The organism is Streptomyces sp. NPDC044719, from assembly GCF_056433405.1.
In genome coordinates this window covers 908,527-926,359 of the sequence record NZ_JBWKHE010000001.1, presented here as the reverse complement: position 1 = coordinate 926,359, position 17,833 = coordinate 908,527, and the positions used below count along the sequence as shown (strand labels likewise).

The following is a 17,833-nucleotide window of genomic DNA, read 5'->3' as shown; positions in this document are numbered from 1 at the left end:
AGAAGGGAACACCTGATGTCCATGCGCACCCTGTCACGCGCCATAGCCCCGGTCGCCGCTCTTGTCGCCGTCCTGGCGACCGCCCCGCTGGCCTCGGCGGAAGGCCAGGCTCCAGCAGACCACACCATGGTCGTCGCCGGGACCGGCGTCGAGTTCTCCGAAGCCGGCGCACGCGATGCGCAGACCCGTGCCGTGGCGGCCGAGAATCCGGCGGCGGTCCGTGCAACCGCCTCGCTGTGCGGAAGTGGCTACGAACTGGAGCACGCGGAGCGGCTTCCCGACGAACGGCGCTTCGGAACCCTGTTCACCTACACCAAGCACACGGTCGGCAAGGCCGGCGCCTGCGCCGTCTTCGACAACAACCTCGGCACGGCGAAGAAGATGAAGCTCAAGCTGTGCCCGAACCTGACCGGCGCGGCGTGCAAGGTGGATGAGGGCAACTTCTCGCAGTACGCGGGGCCGGTGAAGTACGAGACCACTGGCAGAGACTCGGTGGACTGTGCCGAGGTGACTGCCATCATGTGGTCGGGCGGTGTGCCGATCATCGACCGGGTCAAGTCCGTCGCGCCCTGCGACTGATCCCACGGCAGACGCGTCGTACGACGGCCGTTGGGACTCGGACGGCCGTCGTACGCGCGCTCAGTGGAACTGAGGCACGATCAGGTAGATCCCGTACGCCACCACGGCCGCGCAGGCGAGGAAGCACACGGCGGCCTGGGTGAGGCCGAGGGCGGAGGTGCCGCCCGGCCTTTCGCGGGCGCCCTCCAGCCGGGCGAGGCCGAGAACGCCGAAGGCGAACACGACGACCACGGCGACGGTGACGCCGACGCTCACCGCGCCGACCTGGCCGAGTGCGGTCCAGTCCAGATGCATGTCGACTTCCCGTTCAGGCTGCCGTGCCGACCTTGGCGGGCGGCTCGGTGCGGATGCTGACCTCGTGCGCGTCGTTGACGTTGTGCGCGTGCACCGGGTTGCGGCGCGAGACGGCCACGATGCCCGCGGCCAGGGCCGCGCAGACCAGCGCGACGACCGTCGTACCGAGGTCGCCGCCGTTCTGGACGACGCTCGCGGCCAGACCACCGACCAGCGCGGCGGCGGGCAGGGTGATCATCCAGGCGAGCGCCATCCGGCCCGCGACGCCCCAGCGGACTTCCGCGAGCCTGCGGCCGAGCCCCGCGCCGAGGATGCTGCCCGAGGCGACCTGGGTGGTGGACAGGGCGAAGCCGAGGTGGGCGGAGGTGAGGATGACGGTGGTGGAGGCGGTCTCGGCGGCGAAGCCCTGCGGCGACTGGATCTCGGTGAGGCCCTTGCCCATCGTGCGGATGATGCGCCAGCCGCCGAGATAGGTGCCGAGGCCGATCGCGAGGCCCGCGGAGGCGATGACCCACAGGGGCGGGCCGGCGTCGTGGCCGAGCGCGCCCGCCGAGATCAGGGTGAGGGTGATGACGCCCATGGTCTTCTGCGCGTCGTTCGTGCCATGGGCGAGGGAGACCAGGGAGGCGGAGGCGATCTGGCCGATCCGGAAGCCCTTGGTGACGGAGTCCTTGCGGGCGCGGTCGGTGAGCCGGTAGGCGAGGTAGGTGGCGAGCAGCGCGGCGACACCGGCCACGATCGGCGAGGCCACCGCCGGGACGAGTACCTTCTCGACGACCTTGTCGAAGTTGACGCCGTGGCTGCCCGCTCCGACCCACACGGCCCCGATCAGTCCGCCGAACAGGGCGTGCGAGGAGCTGGAGGGCAGTCCGACGAGCCAGGTCAGCAGGTTCCACAGGATGGCCCCCACCAGTCCCGCGAAGATCATCCCCGGGCTGACGAGAGTGTCGTCCACGATGCCGCCGGAGACCGTCTTGGCCACCTCGGTGGAGAGAAAGGCACCGACGACGTTGAGGACACCGCTGATCAGGACCGCCGTACGGGGAGCCAGCGCGCCGGTGGCGATGGACGTGGCCATCGCGTTCGCCGTGTCGTGGAATCCGTTGGTGAAGTCGAAGGCGAGCGCCGTGACGATGACGACCGCCACGAGGAACGTGATGTGGTCCATTCCTGAATGCAAACAAGCGCGGACCAATACGCGGGGAACGGCGAGGCAAAGGCTGGTCAAGGTTCACGCAGGTGGCCGTGGCGGACGGGCACTACGGTCGCGCGCATGAGAATCCGCTGCGTGTACTGGTCCCTCCACCGCGTGTACTAGTCCCTCAACCGCGCAGCCCGCGCCTGGAGATAGCGCTGCTCGGGCAGGCTGAGGGTCTGGGCGGCCGCCGACTCGTAGGCGGCCCGGGCGGCTTCGGGCTCGCCCGCGCGCTCGAGGAGATGGCCCCGTACCGCGTCGAGGCGGTGGCCTTTCAACTCACCTGACAGGGACTCCAGTTCGGTCAGGCCGGCGCGTGGGCCGTGGACCATGGCGACGGCGACCGCGCGGTTGAGGCGTTCGACCGGGCCGGGGACGAAGCCGACGAGGACGTCGTACAGACCCAGGATCTCGGCCCAGTCCGTCGCCTCGGGCGAAGGCGCCTCGTCGTGTACGGCTGCGATCGCGGCACGCAGGGGGTAGGGCCCGGGCCTGCCCCGGGACAGAGCCCGGGTCACCAACGCGACGCCCTCCTCGATGGCGGCCTTGTCCCAGCGGTCGCGGTCCTGCTCGTCGAGGGGGATCAGCTCCCCGCGCGGTCCGCTGCGCGCATCACGGCGGGCATCGGTGAGCAGCATCAGCGCGAGCAGCCCGGCCACCTCTCCGTCGTCGGGCAGCAGCCGGTGGACCGTACGGGTCAGCCGCACGGCCTCGCCCGCCAGGTCGGGGCGTTGCAGGGCGGCGCCCGAGGTGGCGGTGTAGCCCTCGTTGAAGATCAGGTAGAGGATCTGCAGAACGGACGGCAGCCGCTGCTCCCAGCGGTCCGGGCGGCCGAAGCGCACGCCCCGCACCTTCTGCTTGGCCCGGCTGATGCGCTGCGCCATCGTCGCCTCCGGGACCAGATACGCGCGGGCGATCTCCGCCGTGGTCAGCCCGCCGACGGCGCGCAGCGTGAGCGCGATCTGTGCGGGCGGGGTGAGGTCCGGGTGGCAGCACAGGAACAGCAGCGAGAGGGCGTCGTCCTCGCGGGGAGCCCGCTCCCTGGGCGGCGGGGCGGTGAAGGCGTCCCGGGGTGTGAGCGCCGCCGCCCGCTCCTCGCGCTGCCGCCGGGCCTCCTCGCTGCGCAGGGCGTCGGTCAGCCGCCGCGAGGCCACCTTGATCAGCCAGCCGCGCGGATTGTCAGGCACGCCCGCCGAGGGCCACTGCCCGGCCGCGGCGAGCAGCGCCTCCTGTACGGCGTCCTCGGCCGCGTCGAAGTGCCCGTACCGTCTGACCAGCGCGCCGAGGACCTGCGGCGCGTTCCGGCGCAGCAGGTCCTCGACCTCGGGTGTGTTCCTCACCGGCGGGTCCGTCGGCGTCGCGCGGGCCGGCTCGTCAGATGTCCCCGCTGCCGTCCATGATCGGGCGGATCACGACCGGGTAGTCGGGGGCACCGGCCGGCTGGGGGCAGCGGGAGATGCGTTCGGCGATCTCCGTGACCCGCTCCAGGCTCTCGCACTCCAGGACCCAGTAGCCGGCCAGCAGCTCCTTGGTCTCGCTGTACGGGCCGTCGGTGATCACCGCCTTGCCGTCGTCACCGAGGGTGACGTGCCGGGTCTGCGCCGGCTCGGCCAGGCCCTGCCCGTCGACGAACTCGCCGGTCTCGGAGAGATCGTCGTTGATGGCTCCCATGTAGGCGAACATGGCCTGCAGCTCGTCCTCGTTCCATGCGGGTGAGTCCGCTGACGCCTTGCCGCGCATGGCCTCGTAGTCCGCCTGTGTGCCCTGCACCATGACCAGGTACTTCATCAGTCCGCTCCTTCGGCTCTCACCACCCTGCCGGGCGGCTCTCACAGGGGACGTCGGAGCCGGGCCGGGATTCTCGACACGGGCTCAGGAGTTTTCCGGGACGGTTTCTCCGGGGGCCGTTTCGGCCGGGTTCGTCGCAGGTGGGGCGGTGCCATCGGCCGACCGGGGGTCCGCGTCGGGCCGGGTCTTCCCGGCAGGCCGCGTGTCCTCGACGGCGCGGCCGCCCTCAGCGCCCTCCACGTCGTAGGCCCCGCACTCGGGGTTGTGGCAGGGGCCCGCCACCCACAGGGGGACCCATGTGCCCAGCGTCTTGTGGCGCCGGACGACTGTTTCCACTGGCTGTCCGCAGGCCGGACAGACGTGTTCGTCACTGCCCATGTCCTCAGAGTAGGACGGTCGCAGGCGCAGCGCTTCCTGCTGTACGAGCGCACCAGCACGTCGTTGCCGAACGAACGCGCGGACTCCAGCGTGAACTCCAGGCCGGTGCGCGGAGACCTGCTGTATCTGGCCATGCTCGGGCTGCTCCTGGAGCATCTGACCCTGCCGGGCGTCCCAGAGGGCGTATTGCCCGGGGAGGGCGTGCCGGACGGACTGGTGGAGCGGAGCGTGGCGGCGGTGCTGCCGGAGCAGGACCAGGAGGGCGGGGTCTCTAGGAGACCGCGCGCGTACGCGGCTCGCGCCACATCGGCCACATGGCCGGGCCGTCCGGGAGGTCGAGGGCGGGACCGGTGACCTCGAAGCCGAGACGCTCGTACAGCTTGCGGCTGCGGGCGTTGCTGGCCTCCAGATAGGCGGACAGCCCCTCGCGGTCGCAACGGCCGAGGACCGACTCGATGAGCGCGGTGCCGAGCCCCTCGCCCTGCCGGCCGGGGGCGACGCCGATCATCCACAGGTACTCGTGCGCCCGCCCCGAGGGGTGGACGGCGGCCGTCAGCCGGCCGATCAGCTCGATGCGCTCGTTGTCCGGGTCGACAGCCGCCCGCACCTGTGCCGGACCGTCGTCGTCCTCGGAGTCGCCGTCATGGTCGTCGGCCGGTATGGACAGCCACAGCGCACAGGCCGAGCCGTCCTCGGTGACGTCGATACGCCCGGCCGCGAGCACGATGTCGGTGAAGGCGGCCATGAGCCCGGGGTGGTGTTCACGGCGGTCCTCCGCACCGGGGAAGACCCAGCCGCTCACCGGGTCGTCCTGGAACGCCTCGTCCAGCAACCGGACGACCGACTCCCGGTCCGCCTCCCCCGCTGTACGGATCGCCACGCCCATGCCCCGCCCCTTCGCTCGTCCCGACGGGCGTTGATCGTAGGGGGGTTGAGGGTCGCCCGGGCAGGCGGGGCGGGAGCTTGGCGGAATTCAGTCGAACGCCTGTCGAAACTCGATCGCGCGACACGTGAAAGGGGCGGGCCCCGCACACCGTGGGGCAGTGCGGGACCCGCCGGCCGGAGTCCGGAAGCCGCGCGGGGTCAGGAGCCGCACGGCCCCGGCGCTCCGGGGACCGGCCTTCGGTCGCCCGAAGGTTCATGCTGTGCTGCCGGCCGTCCAGTGCCGTCGGCCGCCAGGCCTTGCCGACGGCCGCAGGGCCGGCATCCCTTGGCGAGGCCCCGGTCTGTGCCGGGTGCCGCCGGTCCCAGCCGGTGCCCGCCCGCTCCTGCCGATGCCCGCCGGTGCCGCCCGCTCCTGCCGATGCCGCCGGCCCTGCCGATGGCCGACCGCTGCCGGCCGTCAACCACCGCCGAACGTCAACTGCGGCCGGACGTCAACTGCTCCCGACGTCAACTGCTGCGCCGTGTCACGAACTCGGCGAGGGCCAGCAGACCGCCCGCCGCCTCCGGATCCGGCACCGCGCGCGCCAGTTGCTGCATCGCCCGCGCCATCCGGTCGGCCGCCTGGCCCTGCGCCCAGTCACGGCCGCCCGCGCGCTCCACGGTCAGGGCGATGTGGTCCAGGTCCTCCTTCTCACGAGGTCGTGCGTACAGGTCGGCGAGCTCGGCGGCCGCCGGCGTGCCGGACGTGAAGGCCGCGACGACCGGCAGGGATTTCTTGCGGGCGGCCAGGTCCGCGCCGACGGGTTTGCCGGTGCGGTGCGGGTCGCCCCATATGCCGATGACGTCGTCGATGAGCTGGAAGGCGAGCCCGGCCTCACGGCCGAACGCGTCCAGCGCCGCCACGTCCCCGTCCCCGGCGCCCGCGTACAGGCCCCCGATCGCGCAGGCACTGCCCAGCAGCGCGCCCGTCTTGGCCTCCGCCATGGCGAGCACCTCCTCGAGAGTGACCTCGCCGGGGTCGCACCGCTCCATGGCCGTGTCCGCGTGCTGGCCCGCGCACAGTTCGACCACGCAGTCCGCGAGCCGGACCGCGGCGGCCCGGGCCGCCGGGTGCGGATCCGTCGCGAGCAGTCGCAGGGCCAGCGCCTGCAGGGCGTCACCGCCGAGGATCGCGTCGGCGTCTCCGAACACGGTCCACGCGGTGGGCCGGTGCCGGCGGGTGGTGTCCCGGTCCATCACGTCGTCATGCAGCAACGTGAAGTTGTGGATCAGCTCCACCGCCGCGGCCGCCCGGACCGCCCCCGCCCGCGCCTCGGGCCCCCCGAGAGCGGACGCCGCGGCGAGGACGAGCGCGGGGCGGATCGCCTTGCCCGAGCCGCCCTCGGCCGGGGTGCCGTCCGCCTCCTCCCAGCCGAAGTGGTAGAGCGCGATCCGGCGCATCGGCCCGGGCAGCGAGTCGACCGCGGCCCGCAGCACCGGGCCGACCTCCGCCCGGGCCCGGTCCAGGAGCATGACCGCCTCGTGCCCCTCGGCCGGTCCCGGCCGGCCGTCCCGCTGTGCCCCGATGGATCCCCGCCCTTCCGGCACCCCGGCCGCACGCCCCGGCTCGGCACTTCGCTGCTCACCGAGGGCGGCTCGCTGCTCACCAGGGGCGGACAGCGGCGTCTGCGCCCTGAACTCCGTAAGGGACTCACCCATGGGACCGCCTCGGAGTGTGAGCGGACGGTGGCGCTTCCGCTGCCGCTGGGCGCGTACCCCGAGGGTGTACCCGCCCGGGCGGGCGGGGACACGGCCGACGTACCGGAAGCGTCACCGCCAGCGGCCGATCTCGACGTTCTCCAGGACTCCGAGCGCGTCCGGTACCAGGACCGCGGCCGAGTAGTACGCCGTGACCAGGTACTTGATGATGGCCTGTTCGTTGATGCCCATGAAGCGCACCGACAGGCTCGGCTCGATCTCGTCCGGGATGCCGGTGGCCCGCAGGCCGATGACACCCTGGTCGGACTCGCCGGTACGCATCGCGATGATCGACGTCGTACGGGCCTCGGTCACCGGGATCTTGTTGCACGGATAGATCGGCACACCACGCCAGGTGGGGATGCGGTTGCCGCCGACGTCGATGGTCTCGGGCACCAGCCCGCGCTTGTTGAGCTCACGGCCGAACGCGGCGATGGCACGCGGGTGGGCGAGGAGCAGTTTGGTGCCGCGGCGCCTGCTGAGCAGCTCGTCCATGTCGTCCGGGCCGGGCACACCGTCGTGCGGCTGGATCCGCTGCTCGTACTCGCAGTTGTGCAGGAGCCCGAAGTCGCGGTTGTTGACGAGCTCGTGCTCCTGGCGCTCCTTCAGCGCCTCGACCGTCAGCCGGATCTGCTGCTCGGTCTGGTTCATGGGCTGGTTGTAGAGGTCGGCCACGCGCGTGTGCATGCGCAGCACGGTCTGGGCGACGCTCAGTTCGTACTCGCGGGGCTTGGCCTCGTAGTCGACGAACGTGTGCGGGATGTCCGGCTCGCCGGAGTGGCCGGAGGAGAGGTCGATCTCCTTCTCGCCGTACTTGTTGGAGCGCTGCTCGGGGATCGCGCGGCGCTGCCGCACGTGTTCGCGCAACGAGTCCGAGCGCTCCGCGATCTGCTCGAACTCCTGGCGGGGCAGCACGAGCACGGTGCACGCGGTGAGCGCGCGGGCCGTGTACTCCCAGATGGCGTCTTCGTTCAGCAGGGACTCGTCGCCGAAGTAGGCGCCGTCGGCGAGGACTCCGAGGGACTCGTCGTCGCCGTAGGGGCCCGTGCCGATCTTCTCCACGCGGCCGTGCGCCAGCAGGTACACCTCGTCGGACTGGCTGCCGAACGACGCGATCACCTCGCCCGCCTGGATCTCCCGCTGCTCACAGCGGCGGGCGATCTCGGAGAGCACCTCCTCGTCCTCGTACGACCGCAGCGCAGGCAGTTCGCCCAGCTCCGCGGGGATGACCTCGACGCGGTCGCCGGTCTTCACGAACGTCAACCGGCCGTCGCCCACGGCGAACGTCAACCGTCGGTTCACCCGGTACGTACCACCCTGGATGTCCACCCAGGGAAGCATCCGCAGCAGCCAGCGGGAGCTGATCTCCTGCATCTGCGGCACGGACTTGGTCGTGGTGGCCAGGTTCCGCGCGGCCGCCGTGCCGAGACTCTGCTGCGGCTTGGTCTCCTCCGTGCGGACCTCTTCGCCTACCGACATAGAGAACTGCCCTCCCGGTTATGCCCAACGCCCATATGACTCGGGCATCGATGTCCACGGGCAAGCCTTCCTCACTCGACGTCGCGGTGCTATTACCCGAAAGAGCGGGAATGGATCTTCGTGTCACTGGGCAGAAGGGGCCCGTTTCGGCGTGTTGAGGGTTCCGTGGCCGGACCGGGTGGCGACAACCCGTGGAAGCCTGTCGCTCACGCCACTGGGGAGCGGGCGGGGCCGGATCTAGCGTGAGGAGCCGTTCCCCTCCCGGCTCGAGAAACGGCCCCATCGATGCAGTACGTCGCGCCGATCGGCATCGGCATCCTCTACGCCCTGTTGATGTCCCTGGTCCGCGAACCCCACCGGCGGCGCCTGAACGCGGTGATGGTCGCCGGTGCCGGTGCCGCCTATCTCAGCGGCGGCGGCCTGGGCGTCTGGGAGTTCCCCTTCACCGCGCTGGTCACCTACGTCGCCTTCCGCGGTCTGGAGTCGTGGACGTGGATCGGCATCGGCTGGCTGCTGCACACGGCGTGGGACATCGTCCACCACATCAAGGGCAACCCGATCATCCCGTTCCTCCACACCTCGTCCCTGGGCTGCACGATCTGCGACCCGGTGATCGCGCTCTGGTGTCTGCGGGGCGGGCCGTCACTCATCGAGTTCGTGCGCGACAGCCGAAGCCGCCGCAGCCGGACCGGGCCGAAAGCCGGATCGCCCCCACCCCGGGCGACAATGACGAGGTGACCAGCCCCGACGCCTCCGACCCGCCCGGCCTCGCGGCCCTGCGCCCCCGGCTGCCCTCGCCGTTGCGGGAGGTCGTCGACGGCCGGTTCGAGCGCCGGGGCGTCCGGCTGCTGCTGAAGCGGGACGACCTGATCCATCCGGAGCTGATCGGCAACAAGTGGCGCAAGCTGGCGCCGAATCTCGTGGCGGCGGCCGGCCGTCCCGTCGTCACCTTCGGCGGCGCCTACTCCAACCACCTGCGCGCCACGGCCGCGGCCGGCCGGCTGCTCGGCGTCCCCACGGTCGGTGTCGTACGCGGCGACGAGCTGGCGGGCCGCCCCCTCAACCCCTCCCTCGCGCGGTGTGCGGCCGACGGCATGCGGCTGCACTTCACCGACCGGGCGACGTACCGCCGCAAGTCGGAGCCGCGGACCCTGGCCGGAATCCTGCGGGCGGCCGACGCCGAGGGGGCCTACGTCGTCCCCGAGGGCGGCAGCAACGCCGAGGCCGTACGCGGCTGCCGGGCGCTCGGCGCCGAGCTGCGCGACCGGGCCGATGTCGTGGCCGTGGCCTGTGGCACCGGAGGCACGCTGGCGGGACTGGCCGCGGGGCTCGCTCCCGGTCAGCGCGCCCTGGGCGTGCCGGTCCTCAAGGGCGGCTTCCTGACCGCCGAGACCGAGGCGCTGCAACGGCGGGCCTTCGGCGGCCCGCGCGGCACCTGGAGCCTCGACGACCGCTTCCACTTCGGCGGCTACGCGCGCGTGCCCGACGAGCTCGACGCCTTCGCCGCGGACTTCGAAGACCGCCACGGCCTGCCCGTCGAACGTCTGTATGTGGCCAAGCTGCTGTACGGCCTCGTCGCCCTGACCGAGGAAGACGCCTTCCCGCGCGGGACGACGGTGGCTGCCGTCATCACCGGCCGCCCCTTCCCATGACACCCGGCAGGGTCTCCCGAGCCCCGCCAGCGCCTCCTGGCGCCCGGCAGCGTCCCCTCGCGCCTACGCCGCCTCCCGGAATGCCGCCGCCTCCTCCAGGTCAAGCCTGCGCAGCAGGGTCCGCAGCATCTCGTCGTCGATGTACCGGGCGTCCCGGAGCCTGACGAACACCTCGCGCTCGGCGCTGATCATCTCCCGCGACAGCCGCCGGTAGGTGTCGTCGACGGACTCCCCGGTGACCGGGTTGGCCTGCCCCAGCCGCTCCCATACGGCGTTGCGGCGGCGCTCCAGGACGATGCGCAGCCGGTCGGCGAGCGGGGCGGGCAGGGCGTTGCGCTCGTCGGTGAGGAGTTCGTCCAGGTGCCGCTCGGCGGCCCGGGAGGCCTGCGCCTGGGCGTTCGCCTCGGCGAGCGTCTCGGCCTGGGTGTCCCGCCCGGGAATCTTCAGCAGACGGATCAGCGGGGGCAGGGTCAGGCCCTGCACGACCAGGGTGCCGATGACCGTCGTGAAGGTCAGGAAGAGGATGAGGTTGCGGTGCGGGAAGGGTTCCTCTCCGTCGTGCATGGTCAGCGGGATGGAGAAGGCGATGGCCAGCGAGACCACGCCCCGCATGCCGGCCCACGCGATGATGAACGGCCCCTTCCAGGTCGGGGTCTCCTCCCGCTCCCTGATCCGCGCCGACAGCAGCCTGGGCAGGAAGGTCGCCGGATACACCCAGACGAACCGGGCCGCGACGACCACCAGGAAGACGGCGAGCGCGTACCAGGCGGCTTCGGCGCCCTCGTACTGTCCGAGGCCCCTCAGGACCACCGGCAGCTGCAGTCCGATCAGCGCGAACACGGCCGACTCCAGGACGAAGGCCACCATCTTCCACACCGCCTCTTCCTGGAGGCGCGTGGCGAAGTCGACCTCCCACGCGCGGTGTCCCAGGTAGAGCGCGACGACCACGACCGCGAGGACACCGGAGGCGTGCACCTGCTCGGCCACCGCGTAGGCGACGAACGGGATCAGCAGGGAGAGCGTGTTCTGCAACAGCGCCTCCTTCACGTGCGTGCGCAGCCAGTGGATCGGCGCCATCAGCACCAGCCCGACCACGACACCGCCGACCGCCGCGAGCAGGAACTCGCCGATCCCCCCGGCCCAGGAGGCGCTCTCTCCGACGGCGGCCGCGAGGGCCACCCGGTAGGCGGTGATCGCGGTGGCGTCGTTCAGCAGGGACTCGCCCTGGAGGATCGTGGTGATCCGGGACGGCAGCCCGACCCGGCGCGCCACCGCGGTGGCCGCGACGGCGTCCGGCGGCGCGACGACCGCGCCGAAGACCAGGGCCGCGGTCAGCGGCAGGTCGGGCACGATCAGGTACAGGGCCCAGCCGACGACGAAGGTCGCGAAGAGCACGTACCCGACGGACAGCATCGCGACCGGCCTGAGCTGGGCCCGCAGGTCCAGGTAGGAGCTGTCGGTGGCTGCCGTGTGCAGCAGCGGGGGCAGGATGAGCGGCAGGACGATGTGCGGGTCGAGCGTGTAGTCGGGCACTCCGGGGACGTAGCTGACCGTTAGCCCGATCGCCACCAGCAGCAGCGGCGCCGGCACCGGGGTGCGCCGCGCGGCCGCGGCGATCGCGGCACTGCCCGCCACCAGCAGCAGCAGTGGCATCACGTCCATCGTTCTCGCCCGCCCTCTTTTTTTCGCGCGGTCTTCCGCTCGACCGTCGTAACCTGGCAATCATGAAACAGTGCACGCACGCCGAGGCGCTGCCGCACCCCGAACCCGGCCCGCTCAGCGAGACGTGTCCGGAGTGCTTGGCGGAAGGCATGGATCCGGTACAACTACGGCTGTGCCTCAGCTGCGGTCACGTCGGCTGCTGCGACTCCTCGCCGGGGCGGCACGCGGCGGGGCACCACAAGGAGTCCGGTCATCCCGTGATGCGGACGCACGAGCCCGGGGAGACCTGGCGATGGTGCTTCGTCGACCATGTCCTGGTGTGACTCGGCAAGACCCCGGCGGCGGACGGTTCGACCGTCTGACGTCTGGGTACGTCAACCCGGCGCGCGCTCTTCCCATTTGGGCCCGCCCAACCCCTAGACACGGAGCGTATCCACAGGTTTACTGTGAGTGACGACAAGGGGTTGGGGTCCCGGGGACAGGACCGTCGAGAGCGCGATAGCGTCACCGCTGAACCACGTATCGCGTTACCCCGGGGGGCGACCCTCGGCCCTGAAACGCTTGTACCACCATGGAGGTGAGGGTGTCCCAGATCGCAGGCGAGCCCGCGACCCAGGACTTCGTGGAAGTCCGGCTGCCGGCCGCGGGTGCCTACCTGTCGGTGCTGCGTACGGCCACGGCCGGTCTCGCGGCCCGTTTGGACTTCACCCTCGACGAGATCGAGGACCTGCGCATCGCGGTGGACGAGGCCTGCGCGATCCTGCTTCAGCAGGCCGTGCCCGGCTCGGTGCTCAGCTGTGTGTTCCGCCTCGTCGACGACTCACTCGAGGTCACTGTCTCGGCACCGACCACGGATGGCCATGCCCCCTCGCGGGACACCTTCGCCTGGACCGTCCTGTCCGCCCTCGCGGGCAAGGTCTCCTCTGCCGTGGACAAGGACAAAACCGTTTCGATCAGCCTCTACAAACAGCGCGGCGCGGGACCCGGGCCGGCGTGAGGAGCGAGGACGGGCCGGTGCGGGACGAAGAGCGCAGCACACGAGAGCTGCCGGCCGAGGGCACGGGCACGAGTGGTCCGAGCGGGGCCCGGCGCATGGCGGACGGCATCGACGGCATCCCCGAGCAGGCCCGCCCGCACCCTGAGGACGACTCCGCGGGGGCCGTCCTCCCGAGTGGCGGGCCACTGGAGCAAGGCGGTGCCGTGCGGAGCACGCCTCCGGGCGGGGGGATCACCGCATCCCCCGTCCCAGGGGGTCCTCCCACTCGCGCGAAGTCGAGAGTGGCGGAGGAGGCGAGGGCTCGGGGAAGGGCGACGGGCGGGACGATGAGCGAGCACGAGCGAGACTCCGAGCATCAGGCGCCGAGCGCGCACCACGCACAGGGTGGGCACCACGGCTCTACGGACCGCAGCGGGGCGCGCGAGATGTTCCTCAAGCTGCGCACCCTGGCGGACAGCAGTCCGGAGTACGCGGAACTGCGCAACCAGCTGGTCCGCATGCACCTGCCGCTCGTCGAGCATCTCGCGCGCCGCTTCCGCAACCGCGGCGAGCCGCTGGACGACCTCACCCAGGTCGCCACGATCGGGCTGATCAAGTCGGTCGACCGCTTCGATCCGGATCGCGGCGTGGAGTTCTCGACGTACGCGACCCCGACGGTCGTCGGCGAGATCAAGCGGCACTTCCGCGACAAGGGCTGGGCGGTGCGCGTCCCGCGCCGGCTGCAGGAGCTGCGTCTGGCGCTGACCACGGCCACGGCCGAGCTCTCGCAGCTGCACGGCCGCTCCCCCACGGTCCACGAGCTCGCCGAGAAGCTGGCGATCTCGGAGGAGGAGGTCCTGGAGGGCCTGGAGTCCGCCAACGCGTACTCCACGCTGTCCCTGGACGTCCCCGACACCGACGACGAGTCCCCGGCGGTCGCGGACACCCTCGGCGCGGAGGACGAGGCGCTGGAGGGCGTGGAGTACCGGGAGTCCCTCAAGCCGCTGCTGGAGGACCTCCCGCCGCGCGAGAAGCGGATCCTGCTGCTGCGGTTCTTCGGGAACATGACCCAGTCGCAGATCGCGCAGGAGGTCGGCATCTCACAGATGCACGTCTCGCGGCTGCTGGCGCGCACGCTCGCACAGCTGCGGGAGAAGCTCCTCGTCGAGGAGTGACGGCTACTTCTCGACGTTGCCGGGGTTGCCGGGCCCGCGGATCCCCAGGGCCCGGGTCGTCTCGGGGTTCACCAGCAGGACGAGCGCCGTGACGGCCACGACCGCGAGGGCGATCCCGGCCGGAATGGCCATGCTGTCGGCCTGCAGCAGGTTGTAGGCCACCGGCAGCGCCATGAGCTGGGTGATGACGGCCGGGCCGCGGCTCCAGCTGCGCTGGGCGAGCAGACCACGGGCCGCGAGCAGCGGCAGAAGTGCGAGCACGACGAGCGTGATGCCTCCGGTCACCGCCTGCTGCCGGTCGTCCGGATGCCCCGTGAGGCCGAGGACGAGGATCCAGACGCCGCCGACGACCAACGCGAGCCCCTCCAGCGCGGCCAGCAGCGCGGCGTACGTCAGACGCCGGGGGCGGGGGCCGGTGGTTTCCTCGGTGGTGGGGGTCTGCTCACTGCTCACCCCTGAAGAGTAGCCCTCGTCGTACGCCCCCCCGTGGCGAGGTTCACCCCTGGTCTCTTACCTGATCCCTACCTCGGTCTGGGCCCGGTACCCCCCAGTAGGTACGCTGCCAGTCATGCGTGCACTTCTCGTGGTCAATCCGGCGGCAACCACCACCAGTGCGCGCACGCGCGACGTACTGATCCACGCGCTCGCCAGCGAGATGAAGCTGGAGGCGGTCACCACCGAGTACCGCGGCCACGCGCGCGACCTGGGCCGGCAGGCGGCGGACAGCGAGGACATCGACCTGGTGGTGGCCCTCGGCGGCGACGGCACGGTCAATGAAGTGGTCAACGGCCTTCTGCACGCCGGCCCCGACCCGGGGCACCTCCCCGGCCTCGCCGTGGTCCCGGGCGGCTCCACCAACGTCTTCGCCCGCGCCCTCGGCCTGCCCAACGACGCGGTGGAGGCCACCGGCGCGCTGCTGGACGCCCTGCGCGACGGCAGCGAACGCACTGTCGGCCTGGGCCTGGCCTCGGGTACGCCCGGCACGGAGGACGAGACGGTGCCGGCCCGCTGGTTCACCTTCAACGCGGGCCTCGGCTTCGACGCCGGTGTGGTCGGCCGGGTGGAACAGCACCGCGAGCGCGGCCGGAAATCCACACACGCTCTCTACGTACGCCAGGTCGTGCGACAGCTCCTCGGTGAGACCAACCGTCGGCACGGCATGATCACGCTGGAGCGGGCCGGCGAGGATCCGGTCACCGATCTGGTGCTGTCCATAGTCTCGAACACCTCCCCGTGGACGTTTCTGGGGAATCGCCCGATCTACGCGGCACCTAAGGCCTCGTTCGATACCGGGCTCGATCTCTTCGGTCTCAGCCGTCTGTCCACCGCCGCTGTTGCCCGGTATGGGACCCAGTTGCTCACTTCGTCCCCCGAGCGTGGACCCCATGGCAAACACGCCACTTCCCTGCACGACTTGACCGAGTTCACCTTGCATTCCAAGGTGCCGCTCCCCCTCCAGATGGACGGTGACCACCTGGGCCTGCGAACGAGCGTGACGTTCACAGGCGTACGCCGTGCACTGCGTGTGATTGTGTGAGCAGAACTGGCTAAAGTCCTTTCACTCGAACGTTTAGGCCAGGATCCACCCCATGGAAGTACGGCTGTGACCTAGTCGACACCGAAGAATCAAAAAAAACTTTCCAGAAGGGGTTGTATCCGCCGCTGAGGTTTGCGAGTCTCTACGTGGCGATCGGGACGGCCCGCAACACCGGCCTCCACTGATCACCAGAATCCCCCTTCAAAACACAGGACCCACGCCAGGGAACCTGGCGGTCGGCCCTTCACTTGTTGAGGGATTCGTGAAAGCGTTCACATTCACAAGCAAGCCCTGCACGTAATACCAAGGAGAGGTAGCAGCCATGGACTGGCGTCACAACGCCGTTTGCCGCGAGGAAGACCCCGAGCTCTTCTTCCCCATCGGCAACACCGGTCCTGCGCTGCTGCAGATCGAGGAAGCCAAGGCCGTCTGCCGTCGCTGCCCGGTAATGGAGCAGTGTCTGCAGTGGGCGCTCGAGTCCGGCCAGGACTCCGGCGTCTGGGGTGGTCTCAGCGAGGACGAGCGCCGTGCCATGAAGCGCCGCGCCGCCCGCAACCGGGCCCGTCAGGCCTCCGCCTGACAACCCACCCCTGCTGACAGCCTGAGCTTGGCGGCGCGTACAGCGAGTACGCATCTCCCGCCCCCGAGCCGCAGCGCGCAGTTCCCCCGATGCGCTTAGCAAAGCAGCAACGAGCTTTAAGCCCCGGGCCACCAAGTGGCCCGGGGCTCAATGCTGTTCAGGGGGCTTCGGTACAAGCCCGTCGGCCGCTTCCTACTTCTGTGAGCGCACCGGGATGTCGAGGATCACGCGGGTCCCGCGCTCAGGAGCCGGGACCATGTCGAAGGTGCCGCCCAACTCGCCTTCCACCAGGGTCCGTACGATCTGCAGGCCGAGGTTGCCCGCGGTGTGCGGATCGAAGCCCTCCGGTAGACCGACGCCGTCGTCCTGGACGGTGACCAGCAGCCGGGCCTCCTTGGTCGTGCCGCCGCGGACCGCCGACACCTCGACCGTGCCGGTGTCGCCCTCGCGGAAGCCGTGCTCCAGGGCGTTCTGCAGAATCTCGGTCAGCACCATCGACAACGGGGTGGCGACCTCGGCGTCGAGGATGCCGAAGCGACCGGTGCGCCGGCCCGTGACCTTGCCCGGGGAGATTTCCGCGACCATGGCCAGGACGCGGTCGGCGATATCGTCGAACTCGACGCGCTCGTCCAGGTTCTGAGAGAGCGTCTCGTGCACGATCGCAATCGAGCCGACACGTCGCACCGCTTCTTCCAGGGCTTCGCGGCCGCGGTCGGACTCGATGCGCCGGGCCTGGAGCCGGAGCAGGGCCGCCACCGTCTGGAGGTTGTTCTTGACCCGGTGGTGGATCTCCCGGATCGTCGCGTCCTTGGTGATCAACTCGCGTTCGCGGCGGCGGAGTTCGGTGACGTCACGGAGCAGGACCAGCGAGCCGATGCGGGTGCCCTTGGGGCTGAGGGGGATCGCGCGGAACTGGATCACCCCGTCGCTGGCCTCGATCTCGAACTCGCGCGGCGCCCAGCCGCTGGCCACCTTGGCGAGCGCCTCGTCCACCGGGCCCCGGGTCGGGGCGAGTTCCGCGGTGGTCCTTCCCAGGTGCTGGCCCACGAGGTCGGAGGCGAGGCCGAGCCGGTGGTAGGCGGAGAGGGCGTTCGGTGAGGCGTACTGGACGAGGGCATCGGCGTCGAGCCGGATCAGACCGTCGCCCACGCGGGGCGAGGCGTCCATGTCGAGCTGCTGGTTCGCGAACGGGAAGGACCCGGCCGCGATCATCTGTGCGAGGTCGGAGGCGCTCTGCAGGTAGGTGAGCTCCAGGCGGCTCGGGGTGCGCACGGTGAGGAGGTTGGTGTTGCGCGCGATGACGCCGAGGACGCGCCCCTCCCGCCGCACGGGGATTGACTCGACCCGGACGGGGACCTCTTCGCGCCACTCGGGGTCGCCCTCGCGCACGATGCGGCCCTCGTCGAGGGCGGCGTCCAGCATGGGACGGCGGCCTCGCGGGACGAGGTGGCCCACCATGTCGTCCTGGTACGAGGTCGGGCCGGTGTTGGGCCGCATCTGGGCGACCGAGACGTACCGGGTGCCGTCGCTGGTGGGGACCCACAGGACCAGGTCGGCGAAGGAGAGGTCGGAGAGCAGCTGCCACTCCGAGACCAGCAGGTGCAGCCACTCGAGATCGGTGTCGTCGAGTGCGGTGTGCTGGCGTACGAGTTCGTTCATGGAGGGCACGTGTGCGAGCGTACCCGGGGGTTTGTACGGCTCTGAAATGTTCGGATCCCCTCCGGGCCCAAAACACCCGCGGGCCGCGGCGCCTGAGAGGGACCCTCAACCCTCCCGGCACCGCAGCCCGGAGCAGCATCGGCCGTGGGGTGTGCGGTCCCGGTCGGCCGAAGGATGAGGACCCGGGGCAGTCAGGGCAGAGAGCCTCGGTTCCTCGGTCCGCCCTCCTGTGCGGGGAAGACGGAGGCTTGTACGTG

The 17,833-nt window shown here is 70.9% G+C and carries 19 protein-coding genes and 1 pseudogene; 9 read left to right on the top strand and 11 right to left on the bottom strand.

Going from position 1 to position 17,833, the window contains the following annotated elements; all coding sequences use genetic code 11:
• Positions 1-15 precede the first annotated feature (15 nt).
• The gene (locus tag AC07DF_RS04385; RefSeq protein ID WP_478966780.1) at positions 16-579 is read left to right on the top strand and encodes a hypothetical protein; all 564 of its coding nucleotides are present in this window, start codon (positions 16-18) and stop codon (positions 577-579) included.
• 60 nt (positions 580-639) lie between these two features.
• Here the strand turns inward: AC07DF_RS04385 and AC07DF_RS04380 are convergent, their stop codons facing one another.
• The 5 genes from AC07DF_RS04380 to AC07DF_RS04360 form a co-directional block, all read right to left on the bottom strand.
• Positions 640-873: a hypothetical protein gene (locus AC07DF_RS04380; RefSeq protein WP_478966778.1), complete on the bottom strand. Its 234-nt coding sequence runs from the start codon at positions 871-873 to the stop codon at positions 640-642.
• A gap of 13 nt (positions 874-886) precedes the next feature.
• The gene (locus tag AC07DF_RS04375) at positions 887-2,041 is read right to left on the bottom strand and encodes an inorganic phosphate transporter (RefSeq protein WP_478966776.1); all 1,155 of its coding nucleotides are present in this window, start codon (positions 2,039-2,041) and stop codon (positions 887-889) included.
• 146 nt (positions 2,042-2,187) lie between these two features.
• A complete protein-coding gene (locus AC07DF_RS04370; protein ID WP_478966774.1) occupies positions 2,188-3,408 on the bottom strand; it encodes an RNA polymerase sigma factor in 1,221 nt (406 codons plus the stop codon).
• A gap of 34 nt (positions 3,409-3,442) precedes the next feature.
• Positions 3,443-3,856, bottom strand: a complete 414-nt coding sequence (locus AC07DF_RS04365; RefSeq protein ID WP_478966772.1) for a YciI family protein — start codon at positions 3,854-3,856, stop codon at positions 3,443-3,445.
• Positions 3,857-3,940: 84 nt separating this feature from the next.
• Positions 3,941-4,234 (bottom strand): hypothetical protein, encoded by a 294-nt coding sequence (locus AC07DF_RS04360; protein ID WP_478966770.1) that lies wholly within the window; start codon positions 4,232-4,234, stop codon positions 3,941-3,943.
• Positions 4,235-4,351: 117 nt separating this feature from the next.
• Between AC07DF_RS04360 and AC07DF_RS04355 the strand changes: the two are divergent.
• Positions 4,352-4,492, top strand: a pseudogene (locus tag AC07DF_RS04355) (TetR/AcrR family transcriptional regulator); the annotation flags it as partial.
• 13 nt (positions 4,493-4,505) lie between these two features.
• Here the strand turns inward: AC07DF_RS04355 and AC07DF_RS04350 are convergent.
• The 3 genes from AC07DF_RS04350 to AC07DF_RS04340 form a co-directional block, all read right to left on the bottom strand.
• Entirely contained in the window at positions 4,506-5,120 is a 615-nt protein-coding gene (locus AC07DF_RS04350) for a GNAT family N-acetyltransferase (RefSeq protein ID WP_478966768.1), read from the bottom strand.
• 506 nt (positions 5,121-5,626) lie between these two features.
• Positions 5,627-6,817 (bottom strand): family 2 encapsulin nanocompartment cargo protein polyprenyl transferase, encoded by a 1,191-nt coding sequence (locus tag AC07DF_RS04345; RefSeq protein WP_478966767.1) that lies wholly within the window; start codon positions 6,815-6,817, stop codon positions 5,627-5,629.
• A 111-nt stretch (positions 6,818-6,928) separates the two neighbouring features.
• Complete coding sequence (locus AC07DF_RS04340; protein WP_478966765.1) at positions 6,929-8,335, bottom strand: family 2B encapsulin nanocompartment shell protein; 1,407 nt, start codon at positions 8,333-8,335, stop codon at positions 6,929-6,931.
• A 285-nt stretch (positions 8,336-8,620) separates the two neighbouring features.
• Here AC07DF_RS04340 and AC07DF_RS04335 point away from each other — a divergent pair, with 285 nt between their 5' ends.
• The gene (locus AC07DF_RS04335; protein ID WP_478966763.1) at positions 8,621-9,073 is read left to right on the top strand and encodes a DUF6010 family protein; all 453 of its coding nucleotides are present in this window, start codon (positions 8,621-8,623) and stop codon (positions 9,071-9,073) included.
• Positions 9,070-9,987, top strand: coding sequence for a 1-aminocyclopropane-1-carboxylate deaminase/D-cysteine desulfhydrase (locus AC07DF_RS04330; protein WP_478966761.1), 918 nt, complete (start codon positions 9,070-9,072; stop codon positions 9,985-9,987). The genes AC07DF_RS04335 and AC07DF_RS04330 overlap by 4 nt, the downstream gene beginning before the upstream one ends.
• A 63-nt stretch (positions 9,988-10,050) precedes the next feature.
• On the opposite strand, the gene AC07DF_RS04325 is transcribed toward AC07DF_RS04330, so the two are convergent.
• On the bottom strand, positions 10,051-11,649 hold the full coding sequence (locus AC07DF_RS04325) for a Na+/H+ antiporter (protein ID WP_478966759.1): 1,599 nt from the start codon (positions 11,647-11,649) through the stop codon (positions 10,051-10,053).
• 62 nt (positions 11,650-11,711) lie between these two features.
• Here AC07DF_RS04325 and AC07DF_RS04320 point away from each other — a divergent pair, with 62 nt between their 5' ends.
• The 3 genes from AC07DF_RS04320 to AC07DF_RS04310 all read left to right on the top strand — a co-directional run bounded on the left by AC07DF_RS04320 (position 11,712) and on the right by AC07DF_RS04310 (position 13,800).
• Complete coding sequence (locus AC07DF_RS04320; RefSeq protein WP_454360303.1) at positions 11,712-11,972, top strand: UBP-type zinc finger domain-containing protein; 261 nt, start codon at positions 11,712-11,714, stop codon at positions 11,970-11,972.
• A 260-nt stretch (positions 11,973-12,232) separates the two neighbouring features.
• Positions 12,233-12,646, top strand: a complete 414-nt coding sequence (locus tag AC07DF_RS04315; RefSeq protein WP_003992877.1) for an ATP-binding protein — start codon at positions 12,233-12,235, stop codon at positions 12,644-12,646.
• Positions 12,647-12,663: 17 nt separating this feature from the next.
• Positions 12,664-13,800 carry a SigB/SigF/SigG family RNA polymerase sigma factor gene (locus AC07DF_RS04310; RefSeq protein WP_478966756.1) on the top strand — a complete coding sequence of 379 codons (1,137 nt, stop codon included), beginning with the start codon at positions 12,664-12,666 and terminating at the stop codon, positions 13,798-13,800.
• Positions 13,801-13,803: 3 nt separating this feature from the next.
• Here the strand turns inward: AC07DF_RS04310 and AC07DF_RS04305 are convergent, their stop codons facing one another.
• Positions 13,804-14,253, bottom strand: a complete 450-nt coding sequence (locus tag AC07DF_RS04305) for a hypothetical protein (protein WP_478966754.1) — start codon at positions 14,251-14,253, stop codon at positions 13,804-13,806.
• 115 nt (positions 14,254-14,368) lie between these two features.
• On the opposite strand from AC07DF_RS04305, the gene AC07DF_RS04300 reads away from it, so the two are divergent.
• Together AC07DF_RS04300 and AC07DF_RS04295 are read left to right on the top strand one after the other, a co-directional pair.
• Positions 14,369-15,337 (top strand): diacylglycerol/lipid kinase family protein, encoded by a 969-nt coding sequence (locus tag AC07DF_RS04300; protein WP_478966752.1) that lies wholly within the window; start codon positions 14,369-14,371, stop codon positions 15,335-15,337.
• A 322-nt stretch (positions 15,338-15,659) separates the two neighbouring features.
• Positions 15,660-15,917 carry a WhiB family transcriptional regulator gene (locus AC07DF_RS04295; RefSeq protein ID WP_016639615.1) on the top strand — a complete coding sequence of 86 codons (258 nt, stop codon included), beginning with the start codon at positions 15,660-15,662 and terminating at the stop codon, positions 15,915-15,917.
• A 192-nt stretch (positions 15,918-16,109) separates the two neighbouring features.
• On the opposite strand, the gene AC07DF_RS04290 is transcribed toward AC07DF_RS04295, so the two are convergent.
• Positions 16,110-17,576 (bottom strand): sensor histidine kinase, encoded by a 1,467-nt coding sequence (locus AC07DF_RS04290; protein ID WP_478967589.1) that lies wholly within the window; start codon positions 17,574-17,576, stop codon positions 16,110-16,112.
• Between the last annotated feature and the right edge of the window lie 257 nt (positions 17,577-17,833).

What these genes read in the sequence shown, in the direction of transcription:
- AC07DF_RS04385 (WP_478966780.1), top strand. Translation starts at nt 16, where the DNA reads ATGTCCATGCGCACCCTGTCACGCGCCATAGCCCCGGTCGCCGCTCTT.
- AC07DF_RS04380 (WP_478966778.1), bottom strand. Translation starts at nt 873, where the DNA reads ATGCATCTGGACTGGACCGCACTCGGCCAGGTCGGCGCGGTGAGCGTC.
- AC07DF_RS04375 (WP_478966776.1), bottom strand. Translation starts at nt 2,041, where the DNA reads ATGGACCACATCACGTTCCTCGTGGCGGTCGTCATCGTCACGGCGCTC.
- AC07DF_RS04365 (WP_478966772.1), bottom strand. Translation starts at nt 3,856, where the DNA reads ATGAAGTACCTGGTCATGGTGCAGGGCACACAGGCGGACTACGAGGCC.
- AC07DF_RS04360 (WP_478966770.1), bottom strand. Translation starts at nt 4,234, where the DNA reads ATGGGCAGTGACGAACACGTCTGTCCGGCCTGCGGACAGCCAGTGGAA.
- AC07DF_RS04350 (WP_478966768.1), bottom strand. Translation starts at nt 5,120, where the DNA reads ATGGGCGTGGCGATCCGTACAGCGGGGGAGGCGGACCGGGAGTCGGTC.
- AC07DF_RS04345 (WP_478966767.1), bottom strand. Translation starts at nt 6,817, where the DNA reads ATGGGTGAGTCCCTTACGGAGTTCAGGGCGCAGACGCCGCTGTCCGCC.
- AC07DF_RS04340 (WP_478966765.1), bottom strand. Translation starts at nt 8,335, where the DNA reads ATGTCGGTAGGCGAAGAGGTCCGCACGGAGGAGACCAAGCCGCAGCAG.
- AC07DF_RS04335 (WP_478966763.1), top strand. Translation starts at nt 8,621, where the DNA reads ATGCAGTACGTCGCGCCGATCGGCATCGGCATCCTCTACGCCCTGTTG.
- AC07DF_RS04325 (WP_478966759.1), bottom strand. Translation starts at nt 11,649, where the DNA reads ATGGACGTGATGCCACTGCTGCTGCTGGTGGCGGGCAGTGCCGCGATC.
- AC07DF_RS04320 (WP_454360303.1), top strand. Translation starts at nt 11,712, where the DNA reads ATGAAACAGTGCACGCACGCCGAGGCGCTGCCGCACCCCGAACCCGGC.
- AC07DF_RS04300 (WP_478966752.1), top strand. Translation starts at nt 14,369, where the DNA reads ATGCGTGCACTTCTCGTGGTCAATCCGGCGGCAACCACCACCAGTGCG.
- AC07DF_RS04295 (WP_016639615.1), top strand. Translation starts at nt 15,660, where the DNA reads ATGGACTGGCGTCACAACGCCGTTTGCCGCGAGGAAGACCCCGAGCTC.
- AC07DF_RS04290 (WP_478967589.1), bottom strand. Translation starts at nt 17,576, where the DNA reads ATGAACGAACTCGTACGCCAGCACACCGCACTCGACGACACCGATCTC.